The sequence below is a fragment of the Streptococcus nakanonensis genome (assembly GCF_059738785.1).
Genome location: NZ_AP027139.1, coordinates 1,471,276 through 1,484,023, shown reverse-complemented (window position 1 = coordinate 1,484,023; position 12,748 = coordinate 1,471,276). Strand labels below are relative to the sequence as shown.

Sequence of the window (12,748 nt, the reverse complement as noted above, 5' to 3'; positions counted from 1 at the left end):
GATGTTTAATAAAGAACTATTAAAATTATATTTTATTTGTGGAACGACTACTTGCTTAGGTAAGGATTTATATACAGTTGTTGAAGATTCTTTAAAAGGTGGTATAACTTTATTTCAATTTCGAGAAAAAGGTAAAGGTGCTTTAGAAGGTAAAGAAAAACTGGAATTAGCAATAAAACTTAAAAAACTTTGTAAAAAATACAATGTACCGTTTATCGTAAATGATGATATAGAGTTGGCATTAGAAATAGATGCTGATGGGGTTCATGTAGGACAAGATGACCTAGGTGTTGATGAAATTAGAAAATTGATGCCAGATAAAATAATTGGTCTTTCTATAAAAAACGAGAAAGAATTTCAACAGTCAAAAGTTGAATATGTAGATTATGTTGGTGTTGGTCCTGTATTTGATACCCAGTCAAAAGATGATGCTGGTGGCGCTATAGGTTATGAAGGTCTTAAATTGATGAGAAAACTATTGCCACAAATGCCCTTAGTTGCAATTGGTGGGATACAGACGCAACATATTAAAGACATTATGAAGACCAATGTTGACGGTGTTTCAATCATTTCAGCAATATCGTATGCAAAAAATATAGAAAAAACTGTTCGAGAAATGAGTGAACAATAGGTATCTATCCTTGGATTCTAAGTAAGTGGAAGTTTTCCTTTTCTAAAAAGATATGTCCAGATTCAGCTTGAATGGCTAATTCATCAAACAGGTCATTTGTTTTTTGCAAAAGAAAGATCTGCTGTCTTTGTGAGTGCAAGGCTGTATTTCCAGTTCAATTTCTTGAACTAGTATAAAATGTGTGTTATAATAATCACATAATTAAATAATAAAGACATTTGGGGTGCTTTAGGCTGAGATGATACCCATTGAACCTGATACAGTTAAGACTGGCGAAGGGAAATGTGAAACGCTTTTTTCGTATGTCGAAAAGAACGGTCTAATCTTGTAAGCTGAACTCTAATTCCTATCTGTAATTAGAGTTTTTTCTTTTACGAAACTGGATGAAGGTGTTATAAAGCCTTTTGGCAGCTCACCTTGAGCACCCCACTTTTCTTTAAAAAGGAGTTTTTTATGTTGAAAAAATGGCAGTTAAAAGATGTTATTTTGCTTGCTTTCTTGTCTATCTTTTTTGGTGGGGTTTTCGTTGGTTCAGGATATGTGTATAATATTCTCAGCCTACTCTTAACACCTCTTGGTTTACAGGCTTTTGCCAATGAAATCCTTTTTGGACTCTGGTGTATGGCTGCGCCCATTGCTGCCATCTTTGTTCCGAGAGTCGGAAGTGCAACGATTGGAGAAGTGCTAGCTGCGCTTGCTGAAGTCCTTTATGGTAGCCAATTCGGGCTAGGTGCCCTTTTGTCTGGCTTGGTTCAAGGTTTGGGAAGTGAACTTGGTTTTATCGTAACCAAGAATCGCTATGAAAGTTGGCTCTCTCTAACTGCCAATAGTATTGGGATTACGCTTGTTAGCTTTGTCTATGAATACATTAAGTTAGGTTACTACGCCTTTTCAGTGCCTTTTGTACTTTCCTTGCTAGTGGTACGTTTTATTTCCGTCTTTTTCTTCTGTACCATCTTGGTTCGTGCCATTGTCAAACTTTATCATCAGTTTGCAGCTGGAGGAAAAGCATAGATGGGTCTGGAATTACGGGAGATTCAGTCCCCAATTTTTTCGGAACCGATTGATTTTACTTTTCATGAGCAAGCTTTTACCTTGTTGGTTGGGAGCAGTGGTTCTGGAAAATCGAGTCTCTTTCAAATGATTGCCCAAGTTAGTTCTCTTCCCTATAGCGGTCAAGTACTGATAAATGGGAGCGAGGTCAGTCAGCTTTCTATCATCGAACGTGTCCAGACGGTTGGTATTCTCTTTCAAAATCCTAATCATCAATTTACCATGGAGAGCTTGTTTGAGGAGCTGATTTTTACCTTGGAGAATATCGGCTATCACCTTCAGGAAATTGATTCAAAAATAGCAGAGGTGGTTCGACAATGTCGCTGTGAGAAGATCTTGCACCGTCCCATCCATCACTTATCAGGTGGAGAAAAGCAAAAGGCTGCCTTGGCTGTTCTCTTTGCTATGAATCCTAGGGTCTATCTCTTGGATGAGCCTTTCGCTTCCATTGACCGCAAGAGTAGGATAGAGATATTGGAGATTCTAAAAGAGTTGGTCTCTGATGGGAAGACAGTTATTTTGTGCGACCATGATTTAACGGACTATGAAGCCTATATTGACCATATGGTGGAGCTAAGAGATGGTCAACTAAGGGAAGTGTTTCAAATCCCTACCTCTGAAATGACACAGGTTGCTTCAAAGGAGGTTGCTTCTAGCCCAGAACTATTCCATATGGACAAAACAACTTGTGAGCTGAATAATCGCCCCCTCTTTTCGATTGCAGATTTCACATTCTACCAAGGAATTTCCTGTATCTTGGGTGATAATGGTGTCGGGAAATCAACCCTCTTTCGCTCCATTCTTCAATTTCAAAAGTATAAGGGGCGCATTACCTGGAAGGGGACAGTTCTGAAAAAGAAAAAGAGTTTGTATCATGACCTGACGGGTGTGGTTCAGGAAGCTGAGAAGCAGTTTATTCGATCCAGTCTGCGAGAGGAACTTCAATTAGATGGACCTGATTCTGAAAGAAATCAGCGTATTCTTCAAGCCTTACGATATTTTGATCTGGAGAAGGAACTTGATAAGAGTCCCTATCAATTAAGTGGTGGTCAGCAAAAGATTCTTCAGCTTTTGACCATCTTGACCAGCAAGGCTTCTGTGATTTTACTAGATGAACCTTTTGCAGGTTTGGATGATAGAGCTTGTCATTATTTTTGTCAGTGGATTGTGGAGGAGAGAAATCAAGGAAGAAGTTTTCTGATCATTAGCCATCGTTTGGATCCCTTGATCTCTGTGGTTGATTATTGGATTGAGATGACTAGTCAGGGTCTCAGTCATGTGAAAGCAGTGACAATTACCAAACCACTCACATCTCAGAGTAGCAATACCCAAGGGGAGGTGAGATAGTATGGTCAAAGTAGCAACCCAGACACCGATTATCAGTCTCTTTTTGCTGATTTTATCCTTGGAAACATCTTTCATTCCTTCGATTGCTCTTAATCTCTCGGTAGTTGCATTTTGTATTCTCTTTATGCTCTATTACCGTAGATTTAAAGTATTGGCTTGGATGATTCTGCTTGCCATTTTGCCATCCTTTGCCAACTACTGGGCAGTTCAGTTACATGGAGATGCTTCGCAGGCAGTCATACTTGGAACGAGGGCCTTTGTTACCGTTTGTATTGGTCTTGTCTTTGTTTCCTCTATTTCCCTAAAAGAGCTTCTTTTATACTTGGCTCAAAAGGGGCTATCACGGTCTTGGGCTTATGCCTTGATTGTGGTATTCAATTCCTTTCCCCTTATTCAGCAAGAAATCAAGTCCCTCAAGGAAGCGTGCTTATTACGCGGTCAAGAACTGCATGTTTGGTCTCCCTTGATTTACAGCAAGGTTCTGATGACAGTCTTTAGGTGGCGCCATCTTTACCTGAGAGCTCTGTCGGCGCATGGATATGACGAACATGCACAGTTGAAGAATAGCTATAGGACTTTTTATATTCCTCAAAGGACAATATTCATCTACCTGCTTTTCTTTTTATTGCTTCAAACCAGTCTATTTTTATAAAGGAGTTATTATGGAATTTACAGATATTGCGATGGAATTATCCAAGAAAGCTTGGCAGGCTTCCTTTCATCATCCCTTTATTTTACAATTACAAGAGGGGAATTTAGAACCTGCCATTTTCCGCTATTACCTGATTCAGGATGCCTACTATCTGAAGGCCTTCTCAGAAATCTATCACCTTTTGGCTGATAAGACTTCAAACCAAGAGATGAAAAGACTCTTGAAACAAAATGCTCAGAGTCTAGTGGAGGGTGAGTTATTTATCCGCCAACAATTTTTCAAGGAATTGGAAATCAGCGACCAGGAAATGGAGCAACATCCAATCGCTCCAACCTGTTATCATTACATTTCTCATATTTATCGTCAATTTGCAGAGCCAAACTTGGGCATTGCATTTGCGAGCTTGCTGCCTTGTCCTTGGCTATATCATGATATAGGCAAATCACTTAATCGTAAACCATCACCAAATCCTCTCTACCAACAATGGATTGAAACGTATATTACGGATGAGTTAGAGCAGCAGATCAGAGAAGAGGGAGCGCTGGTCAATCAACTCTATCGAGAAAGTGACGAGACAGACAAGAAAAAAATGCTAGATGCCTTCCACATCAGTGTTCATATGGAAGCCAAGTTTTGGCAAATGGCCTACCAACACCAGACATGGAAGAGTGATTTACAGTCTTTAGAGACAGGAGAAGAATAGAAACATGAGAAAGCACCAATTACAAGTTCACAAATTAACCATTTTATCCATGATGATTGCCCTTGATGTAGTCCTTACGCCTATCTTTCGGATTGAGGGAATGGCACCGATGTCCAGTGTAGTCAATATTCTAGCAGGAATCATGATGGGACCTGTTTATGCCTTGGTTATGGCTACAGTGACAGCCTTTATCCGTATGACGACTCAAGGGATTCCACCTTTAGCTCTCACAGGAGCGACTTTTGGAGCCCTTCTAGCAGGTCTCTTTTATAAGTATGGTCGAAAATTTTACTTTTCTGCCTTGGGAGAAATTTTGGGAACAGGTATTATTGGTTCTATTGTTTCCTATCCTGTCATGGTTCTCTTTACGGGATCTGCGGCCAAGCTCAGCTGGTTTATCTACACGCCTCGATTTTTCGGAGCAACCTTGATTGGTACAGCGATTTCCTTTATTGCCTTTCGATTTTTAATCAAGCAGGAATTCTTTAAAAAAGTGCAGGGATATTTCTTTGCTGAAAGGATAGACTGATGCAGGAATTGACAAATCCTTTTTCTCTGGAAACGAGTTCTCTTATTCACTGTATTACCAATGAGATTTCTTGTGAGATGCTGGCAAATGGGATTTTGGCTCTGGGATGCAAACCTGTCATGGCAGATGATCCCCGTGAGGTTCTTGATTTTACTAAGCAAAGCCAGGCTCTCTTCATCAATTTGGGGCATTTGTCAGCTGAGAAGGAAAAAGCAATCCGTATGGCAGCTTCTTATGCAACTCAAGTTTCTCTCCCAATGGTAGTAGATGCAGTTGGCGTAACAGCTTCATCCATTCGTAAGAGCTTAGTTAAAGACCTTTTAGACTATAGACCTAAAGTCCTTAAAGGAAACATGTCAGAAATTCGAAGTCTTGTTGGCTTAAAACACCACGGCGTTGGGGTCGATGCGAGTGCTAAAGACCAAGAAACGGAGGATTTGCTTCAAGTCTTGAAAGACTGGTGTCAGACCTATCCTGGTATGTCATTCTTAGTCACAGGCCCCAAGGACCTTATCGTTTCGAAGAATCAGGTCGCTGTATTGGAGAATGGCTGTGCAGAGTTAGACTGGATAACAGGGACAGGAGATTTGGTTGGAGCTTTAACAGCTGTTTTTCTCAGCCAAGGAAAGACTGGCTTTGTAGCTTCGTGTCTAGCGGTTTCTTATCTCAATATCTCCGCTGAGAGAATAGTTTTTCAAGGAATGGGATTGGAAGAATTTCGTTACCAAGTACTCAATCAGCTTTCGCTCCTCAAAAGAGATGAAAACTGGCTAGACGCTATCAAAGGAGAAGTTTATGAATAGAGAAGCATTTAGACTATATCTGGTAACCAATCGCTATCAAGATTCCGTGGAAAGCTTTCTTGCAAAAGTTGAGACTGCCTGCCGTTCAGGTGTTACCATAGTTCAATTACGAGAAAAAAATCTCACAACCAATCAATATTATCAACTGGCAAAACAAGTCAAGGAAATAACAGATGCCTATCAGGTACCCTTGATAATCGATGATCGTTTGGATGTTTGTCTTGCGGTTGATGCTGCTGGTCTGCATATCGGAGACGATGAACTACCAGTTTCGGTTGCCCGACAAGTCTTGGGACCTGAAAAAATCCTTGGTGTAACTGCTAAAACAATAAAAAGAGCTCTGGAAGCAGAAACATCAGGTGCAGATTACTTGGGGACAGGAGCCATTTTCCCAACTACCACCAAGGAAAATGCGCCTATCACCCTGATTTCAACCTTGAAAACAATTTGCCAAACGGTTGCCATTCCAGTAGTTGCTATTGGAGGCTTGACTTCAGAGAATATTGACCAGCTTATTGGCACTGGCATAGCTGGAGTAGCAGTCGTACGCGATCTGATGCAGGCAGAAGATATTGAGGCAAAAACCCAAGCCTTTTTATCAAAGTTGGATGACATTATTTCCTAACTAATACTCAATGAAAATCAAAGAGAAAACTAGGAAGCTAGCCTCAGGTTGCTCAAAGCCCTGCCTTGAGGTTTTAGATAAGAGTCAGCTCAAAACAGTATTTTGAGGTTGCAGATAAAGCTGACGTCGTTTGAAGAGATTTTCGAAGAGTATAAAAACTCTCTAATTCCCTTAAAGTGGGAACTAGAGAGTTTTTTTTAATCTTTAAAGCTTGTATGGTTGACTGGACCAGAACCATGACCGAGTTGAGGGGCATCTTGAATAGCTTTCGTGATAAAGGCCTTGGCCTTATCAACTGCCTGATAAAGACTTCTGCCCTTGGCTAGTTCAGCCGTAATCACTGCCGCAAAGGTACATCCAGTACCATGTGTATGACAGGTTTGAATTCGTGGACTTTCCCAGACAAATTGGTCATCCTTGGTAAAGAGGAAATCCTTGGCACCGCCTTCGAGATGGCCACCTTTGATGACCACAGACTGAGGACCAAATTCTTTTAAAATCAGGCGACCAGCACGTTGCATGTCTTCTGGATTATGGATTGAAAAACCAACAATCTCTTCTGCCTCAGGAAGATTGGGTGTGATGATGGTTGCAAGGGGAAGCAGATTTGTTTTTAGGTAGTCTCTGGCACTAGTATCTATCAGAGTGTCCCCACTCGTAGCGACCATAACAGGGTCAAGGACATAGGGACAATCCAGTTTTTTAAGATAGGGTTGGATGATTTCCATGATTTCAGTAGTTGCCAACATTCCAGTTTTTACAGCCTGAGGTGGAATATCAGAAAAGACACTGTCCAATTGGGCTTTCAACATTTGAGGAGAAACGTGCTCAATCAATTGAACGCCTCTGGTATTTTGAGCAACAAGGCTAGTCACAACGGCCATTCCATAGACATCTCTCGCTTGGAATGACTTTAAATCAGCCATAACGCCAGCACCGCCACTAGGGTCAGTCCCTGCAATGGTCAAAGCAACGGGTAAATAAGTCATCTAAAACCTCCCAACCAACTGAAGTTTGTATTCTTAAGAACAAGCTGGTCTGTTTTAGAAAGGTAATAGAAGACTGCTAGTCCCCATTATCATTTCCACTTCCATCAGCTAGCATTACCTAGATTGAGTCAAAGGGTCTAACAGTTGTTAATCTCAGCTTTACGCACCCCTAGTGGTTGTTTTCTTTTTTCTTTAGTATAGCATATTTTTATTGTTTATATAGTAATATTTGACTGCAAATCCTTTATCAAATGGTTAAAATTCAATTTTTCAAAGAAAAGATTGATTTTATAATTGACAAATGTAGATTTTTGAAGTATACTAATAATTGTAATTGACAAATGTAGATTTAGGAGGTGTGATGATGCAGATTTCAGATGCAGAATGGCAGGTCATGAAGATTATTTGGATGCAAGGAGAGCAGACCAGTACGGATTTAATCAGGGTTCTGGCTGAGCGGTTCGACTGGTCCAAGTCGACCATTCAGACTCTTTTGGCTCGTTTGGTTGAGAAAGAGTGCCTGACGAGGAAAAAAGAAGGCAAGTCCTTTGTCTATTCAGCACTTTTAACTTTGGACCAAAGTCGAGACTTGCTTGTTAAAGATATCAAGGACAAGGTTTGTTCTCGTAGGATTAAGAACTTGTTGGCTGATTTGATTGCTGAATGTGATTTTACTCAGGCTGACTTGGAAGACTTGGAAGCTGTGATTTCTGAGAAGAAATCAAGCGCTGTGACAGAAGTAAAATGTAATTGTATGTAAAGGAGACGTCATGTTAAATAGTATTGTAACCATTATTTGTATTGCCCTTATCGCCTTTATCTTGTTTTGGTTTTTCAAAAAGCCTGAAAAATCTGGACAAAAGGCTCAGCAAAAAAACGGCTACCAAGAGATTCGAGTGGAGGTCATGGGGGGCTATGCGCCTGAGTTGATTATCCTCAAAAAATCAGTGCCAGCCCGCATTGTCTTTGACCGTAAGGACCCTTCACCCTGTCTGGACCAAATTGTTTTTCCAGATTTTGGTGTACATGCGGACCTGCCTATGGGGGAAGAGTATGTAGTGGAAATCACGCCTGAGCAGGCTGGAGAGTATGGTTTCTCTTGTGGCATGAATATGATGCACGGTAAGATGATTGTAGAATAGGAGAATGATATGACTGAAATTGTAAAAGCAAGTCTTGAAAATGGTGTTCAAAAAATCCGTATCACGGCAGACAAAGGCTACCATCCAGCCCATATCCAGCTTCAAAAGGGAATTCCAGCTGAGATTACCTTTCATCGCGCCACTCCTTCAAACTGTTATAAGGAAATTCTGTTTGAAGAAGAAGGTATCTTGGAACCAATCGGCGTGGATGAGGAGAAAGTCATTCGTTTTACACCTCAAGAATTAGGGCAACATGAATTTTCTTGTGGCATGAAGATGCAAAAGGGAAGTTATACAGTCGTAGAGAAGACTCGAAAATCTCTATCCCTACTCCAGCGTTTTTGGATTACCAGTATCTTTACTGTGCCTCTTGTGATTCTCATGATTGGGATGTCGACAGGAGGAATTAGTCACCAAGTCATGCGTTGGGGCACCTTTTTAGCCACAACACCGATTATGCTAGTAGCAGGTGGTCCTTATATCCAAAGTGCTTGGGCTAGTTTTAAAAAGCACAATGCCAACATGGATACCTTGGTTGCTCTGGGAACCCTAGTGGCCTATTTCTATAGCTTAGTTGCCCTCTTCGCTGGCCTCCCTGTTTATTTTGAAAGTGCTGCATTTATCTTCTTCTTCGTTCTTATGGGAGCCGTTTTTGAGGAGAAAATGCGGAAAAATACTTCCCAAGCTGTGGAGAAATTGCTGGACTTGCAGGCTAAAACTGCAGAAGTCTTGCGTGAGGATAATTATGTTCAAGTCCCCTTGGAACAAGTCAAGGTAGGTGACCTGATTCGAGTGCGTCCCGGTGAAAAGATTGCGGTTGATGGTGTCGTAGTAGAAGGTATCTCTAGTATTGACGAGTCTATGGTGACAGGTGAGAGTCTGCCTGTGGACAAGACAGTTGGAGATACCGTCATTGGTTCAACCATCAATAATAGTGGAACACTTGTTTTTAGAGCAGAAAAAGTTGGTTCAGAGACTGTTTTGGCTCAGATTGTGGATTTTGTGAAGAAAGCTCAGACAAGTCGTGCGCCGATTCAGGACTTGACGGATAAAATTTCAGGCATTTTTGTCCCAGCAGTTGTCATTTTAGGGATTGTGACCTTTTGGGTTTGGTTCGTCTTGCTCAGGGATAGTGTAGTTGTGCTTGGAGCGAGTTTTGTCTCTTCTCTTCTCTATGGGGTGGCTGTTTTGATTATTGCCTGCCCTTGTGCATTGGGACTTGCAACACCGACAGCTCTTATGGTGGGGACAGGACGCAGTGCCAAGATGGGAGTTCTCCTCAAAAATGGAATGGTTCTACAGGAAATCCAGAAAGTTCAAACTATCGTCTTTGATAAGACCGGGACTTTGACGGAAGGGAAACCTGTGGTCACAGATATCATCGGCGACGAAGTAGAAGTGCTTGGATTGGCAGCTTCCTTGGAAGAAGCTTCTCAACACCCACTGGCTGAAGCCGTTGTGAAACGAGCGAGTGAAGCTGGACTTGAGTTTCACAATGTTGAAAATTTCCAAGCCTTGCACGGAAAAGGTGTCTCAGGGCAAATCAATGGAAAACAAGTTCTGCTTGGAAATGCTAAAATGCTGGATGGCATGAACATTTCTAGCACTTATCAAGAAAAACTAGAAGAACTGGAAAAAGAAGCTAAGACAGTTGTTTTCTTGGCTGTTGACAATGAAATCAAAGGCTTGCTTGCTTTGCAAGATATTCCTAAGGAAAATGCTAAGCTTGCCATCAGTCAGTTGAAAAAACGAGGTCTTAAAACAGTCATGCTGACAGGAGACAATGCAGGTGTGGCGCGTGCGATTGCCGATCAGATCGGAATCGAAGAGGTCATTGCAGGTGTCTTGCCAGAAGAAAAAGCTCATGAAATCCATAAACTACAAGCGGCTGGCAAAGTAGCCTTTGTTGGGGACGGTATCAATGACGCTCCTGCCCTTAGTGTAGCAGATGTGGGGATTGCCATGGGAGCTGGAACAGACATCGCTATCGAGTCAGCCGATTTGGTGTTGACAACCAATAACCTCTTAGGAGTGGTGCGTGCCTTTGATATGAGTAAGAAAACTTTCCATCGAATTCTGCTCAATCTTTTCTGGGCCTTTATCTACAATGTTGTCGGAATTCCGATTGCAGCAGGAGTCTTTTCTGGTGTTGGACTGGCCCTCAATCCAGAACTGGCAGGTCTAGCCATGGCCTTTAGTTCTGTATCTGTTTTGACCAGTTCTCTTCTGTTAAACTTTACTAAAATAGACTAAAAGTAATGACTAGATTTCTTTGTTATAAAACAGGGATAGCAGCATTTTCAAAACTGTATTAGAATAGAGAATAGAGAGTTTTGAGCAGATTTTTAGAAAAGTCAGCATAAATATGATACAGTGGAATAGTAAAAGTTTGGAGAACGTTTCCAATTCTATGTAATCGTATTCTCCAAGTCTAAAAAAATTGAAGGAGAGTTATCACTATGACTCAAGGGAAAATTACTGCATCTGCAGCAATGCTTAACGTATTGAAAACATGGGGCGTAGACACAATCTACGGTATCCCATCAGGAACACTCAGCTCATTGATGGACGCTTTGGCTGAAGAAAAAGATATCCGCTTCTTGCAAGTTCGCCACGAAGAAACAGGTGCTCTTGCAGCGGTTATGCAAGCGAAATTCGGTGGCTCAATCGGGGTTGCAGTTGGTTCAGGTGGTCCAGGTGCGACTCACTTGATTAACGGTGTTTACGATGCAGCTATGGATAACACTCCATTCCTAGCGATCCTTGGATCACGTCCAGTTAACGAACTCAACATGGATGCTTTCCAAGAATTGAACCAAAACCCAATGTACAACGGCATCGCTGTATACAACAAACGTGTAGCTTACGCTGAGCAATTGCCAAAAGTAATCGACGAAGCTTGCCGTGCTGCAGTTTCTAAAAAAGGTCCAGCTGTTGTTGAAATCCCAGTAAACTTCGGTTTCCAAGAAATCGACGAAAACTCATACTATGGTTCAGGTTCATACGAGCGTTCATTTATCGCTCCTGCCTTGAACGAAGTTGAAATCGACAAAGCTGTTGAAATCTTGAACAATGCTGAACGTCCAGTTATCTATGCTGGTTACGGTGGTGTTAAAGCTGGTGAAGTGATTACTGAATTGTCACGTAAAATCAAAGCACCAATCATCACAACTGGTAAAAACTTTGAAGCTTTCGAATGGAACTATGAAGGTTTGACAGGTTCTGCTTACCGTGTTGGTTGGAAACCAGCTAACGAAGTGGTCTTTGAAGCAGACACAGTTCTTTTCCTTGGTTCAAACTTCCCATTTGCTGAAGTTTACGAAGCATTCAAGAATACTGAAAAATTCATCCAAGTCGATATCGACCCTTACAAACTTGGTAAACGTCATGCCCTTGACGCATCTATCCTTGGTGACGCAGGTCAAGCAGCTAAAGCTATCCTTGACAAAGTGAACCCAGTTGAATCTACTCCATGGTGGCGTGCAAACGTTAAGAACAACCAAAACTGGCGTGATTACATGAACAAACTCGAAGGTAAAACTGAGGGTGAATTGCAATTGTATCAAGTTTACAATGCAATCAACAAACATGCTGATCAAGACGCTATCTACTCAATCGACGTAGGTGACACTACTCAAACATCTACTCGTCACCTTCACATGACACCTAAGAACATGTGGCGTACATCTCCACTCTTTGCGACAATGGGTATTGCCCTGCCTGGTGGTATCGCTGCTAAGAAAGACAATCCAGATCGCCAAGTATGGAACATCATGGGTGACGGTGCATTCAACATGTGCTACCCAGACGTTATCACAAACGTTCAATACGACCTTCCAGTTATCAACGTTGTCTTCTCAAATGGTAAATATGCCTTCATCAAGGACAAATACGAAGACACAAACAAACACTTGTTTGGTTGTGACTTCTCTAATGCTGACTATGCGAAAATCGCTGAAGCACAAGGTGCTGTAGGATTTACAGTTGACCGTATCGAAGACATCGATGCAGTTGTTGCAGAAGCTGTTAAATTGAACAAAGAAGGTAAAACTGTTGTGATCGATGCTCGCATCACTCCACACCGTCCACTTCCAGTAGAAGTACTTGAGTTGGATCCAAAACAACACTCAGAAGAAGCAATCAAAGCCTTCAAGGAAAAATACGAAGCAGAAGAACTCGTACCATTTCGTCTCTTCTTGGAAGAAGAAGGATTGCAATCACGCGCAATTAAATAATTCCTCTAGCCGAAAATCAAATATAAAACTTGTAGATTT

At 41.4% G+C, this 12,748-nt stretch carries 13 protein-coding genes and 2 riboswitches; of the genes, 12 read left to right on the top strand and 1 reads right to left on the bottom strand.

Annotated elements, in window-relative coordinates; all coding sequences use genetic code 11:
• Position 1 precedes the first annotated feature (1 nt).
• From thiE (AC6I9F_RS07220) to thiE (AC6I9F_RS07185), 8 genes are all read left to right on the top strand, one after another.
• Complete coding sequence (gene thiE, locus AC6I9F_RS07220) at positions 2 to 631, top strand: thiamine phosphate synthase (protein WP_166731202.1); 630 nt, start codon at positions 2 to 4, stop codon at positions 629 to 631.
• 209 nt (positions 632 to 840) lie between these two features.
• Positions 841 to 929, top strand: a riboswitch (TPP riboswitch).
• Positions 930 to 1,084: 155 nt separating this feature from the next.
• Positions 1,085 to 1,645, top strand: a complete 561-nt coding sequence (locus tag AC6I9F_RS07215) for an ECF transporter S component (RefSeq protein ID WP_173233684.1) — start codon at positions 1,085 to 1,087, stop codon at positions 1,643 to 1,645.
• Positions 1,646 to 3,031 (top strand): ATP-binding cassette domain-containing protein, encoded by a 1,386-nt coding sequence (locus AC6I9F_RS07210; protein WP_173233687.1) that lies wholly within the window; start codon positions 1,646 to 1,648, stop codon positions 3,029 to 3,031.
• Position 3,032: 1 nt separating this feature from the next.
• Entirely contained in the window at positions 3,033 to 3,683 is a 651-nt protein-coding gene (locus AC6I9F_RS07205; RefSeq protein WP_498021351.1) for an energy-coupling factor transporter transmembrane component T, read from the top strand.
• 10 nt (positions 3,684 to 3,693) lie between these two features.
• Positions 3,694 to 4,386, top strand: coding sequence for a thiaminase II (gene tenA, locus AC6I9F_RS07200; RefSeq protein ID WP_498021349.1), 693 nt, complete (start codon positions 3,694 to 3,696; stop codon positions 4,384 to 4,386).
• A gap of 4 nt (positions 4,387 to 4,390) precedes the next feature.
• Positions 4,391 to 4,915 carry an energy coupling factor transporter S component ThiW gene (gene thiW / locus AC6I9F_RS07195; protein ID WP_020900146.1) on the top strand — a complete coding sequence of 175 codons (525 nt, stop codon included), beginning with the start codon at positions 4,391 to 4,393 and terminating at the stop codon, positions 4,913 to 4,915.
• On the top strand, positions 4,915 to 5,718 hold the full coding sequence (gene thiM, locus AC6I9F_RS07190; protein ID WP_498021347.1) for a hydroxyethylthiazole kinase: 804 nt from the start codon (positions 4,915 to 4,917) through the stop codon (positions 5,716 to 5,718). Before thiW ends, thiM begins: the two co-directional genes overlap by 1 nt.
• Positions 5,711 to 6,343 carry a thiamine phosphate synthase gene (gene thiE / locus AC6I9F_RS07185; protein WP_498021346.1) on the top strand — a complete coding sequence of 211 codons (633 nt, stop codon included), beginning with the start codon at positions 5,711 to 5,713 and terminating at the stop codon, positions 6,341 to 6,343. The genes thiM and thiE (AC6I9F_RS07185) overlap by 8 nt, the downstream gene beginning before the upstream one ends.
• 197 nt (positions 6,344 to 6,540) lie before the next feature.
• Here thiE (AC6I9F_RS07185) and thiD read toward each other — a convergent pair whose 3' ends face one another.
• The gene (gene thiD, locus AC6I9F_RS07180; protein WP_498021344.1) at positions 6,541 to 7,332 is read right to left on the bottom strand and encodes a bifunctional hydroxymethylpyrimidine kinase/phosphomethylpyrimidine kinase; all 792 of its coding nucleotides are present in this window, start codon (positions 7,330 to 7,332) and stop codon (positions 6,541 to 6,543) included.
• A gap of 83 nt (positions 7,333 to 7,415) precedes the next feature.
• Positions 7,416 to 7,513, bottom strand: a riboswitch (TPP riboswitch).
• A 183-nt stretch (positions 7,514 to 7,696) separates the two neighbouring features.
• On the opposite strand from thiD, the gene AC6I9F_RS07175 reads away from it, so the two are divergent.
• The 4 genes from AC6I9F_RS07175 (at position 7,697) to spxB (ending at position 12,709) form a co-directional block, all read left to right on the top strand.
• The gene (locus tag AC6I9F_RS07175) at positions 7,697 to 8,092 is read left to right on the top strand and encodes a CopY/TcrY family copper transport repressor (RefSeq protein ID WP_485674787.1); all 396 of its coding nucleotides are present in this window, start codon (positions 7,697 to 7,699) and stop codon (positions 8,090 to 8,092) included.
• A 10-nt stretch (positions 8,093 to 8,102) separates the two neighbouring features.
• The gene (locus AC6I9F_RS07170; protein WP_498021342.1) at positions 8,103 to 8,474 is read left to right on the top strand and encodes a cupredoxin domain-containing protein; all 372 of its coding nucleotides are present in this window, start codon (positions 8,103 to 8,105) and stop codon (positions 8,472 to 8,474) included.
• A 9-nt stretch (positions 8,475 to 8,483) separates the two neighbouring features.
• Positions 8,484 to 10,727 carry a heavy metal translocating P-type ATPase gene (locus tag AC6I9F_RS07165; protein ID WP_498021340.1) on the top strand — a complete coding sequence of 748 codons (2,244 nt, stop codon included), beginning with the start codon at positions 8,484 to 8,486 and terminating at the stop codon, positions 10,725 to 10,727.
• A 206-nt stretch (positions 10,728 to 10,933) separates the two neighbouring features.
• Positions 10,934 to 12,709, top strand: a complete 1,776-nt coding sequence (spxB, locus tag AC6I9F_RS07160; protein ID WP_112443465.1) for a pyruvate oxidase — start codon at positions 10,934 to 10,936, stop codon at positions 12,707 to 12,709.
• Positions 12,710 to 12,748 lie beyond the last annotated feature (39 nt).

Bases quoted from the DNA above. Each gene is read 5' to 3' on its own strand.
- AC6I9F_RS07210 (WP_173233687.1), top strand. From the start codon at position 1,646: ATGGGTCTGGAATTACGGGAGATTCAGTCCCCAATTTTTTCGGAACCG.
- thiE (WP_498021346.1), top strand. From the start codon at position 5,711: ATGAATAGAGAAGCATTTAGACTATATCTGGTAACCAATCGCTATCAA.
- AC6I9F_RS07175 (WP_485674787.1), top strand. From the start codon at position 7,697: ATGCAGATTTCAGATGCAGAATGGCAGGTCATGAAGATTATTTGGATG.
- spxB (WP_112443465.1), top strand. From the start codon at position 10,934: ATGACTCAAGGGAAAATTACTGCATCTGCAGCAATGCTTAACGTATTG.
- tenA (WP_498021349.1), top strand. From the start codon at position 3,694: ATGGAATTTACAGATATTGCGATGGAATTATCCAAGAAAGCTTGGCAG.
- thiM (WP_498021347.1), top strand. From the start codon at position 4,915: ATGCAGGAATTGACAAATCCTTTTTCTCTGGAAACGAGTTCTCTTATT.
- thiW (WP_020900146.1), top strand. From the start codon at position 4,391: ATGAGAAAGCACCAATTACAAGTTCACAAATTAACCATTTTATCCATG.
- AC6I9F_RS07205 (WP_498021351.1), top strand. From the start codon at position 3,033: ATGGTCAAAGTAGCAACCCAGACACCGATTATCAGTCTCTTTTTGCTG.
- thiD (WP_498021344.1), bottom strand. From the start codon at position 7,332: ATGACTTATTTACCCGTTGCTTTGACCATTGCAGGGACTGACCCTAGT.
- AC6I9F_RS07165 (WP_498021340.1), top strand. From the start codon at position 8,484: ATGACTGAAATTGTAAAAGCAAGTCTTGAAAATGGTGTTCAAAAAATC.
- thiE (WP_166731202.1), top strand. From the start codon at position 2: ATGTTTAATAAAGAACTATTAAAATTATATTTTATTTGTGGAACGACT.
- AC6I9F_RS07170 (WP_498021342.1), top strand. From the start codon at position 8,103: ATGTTAAATAGTATTGTAACCATTATTTGTATTGCCCTTATCGCCTTT.
- AC6I9F_RS07215 (WP_173233684.1), top strand. From the start codon at position 1,085: ATGTTGAAAAAATGGCAGTTAAAAGATGTTATTTTGCTTGCTTTCTTG.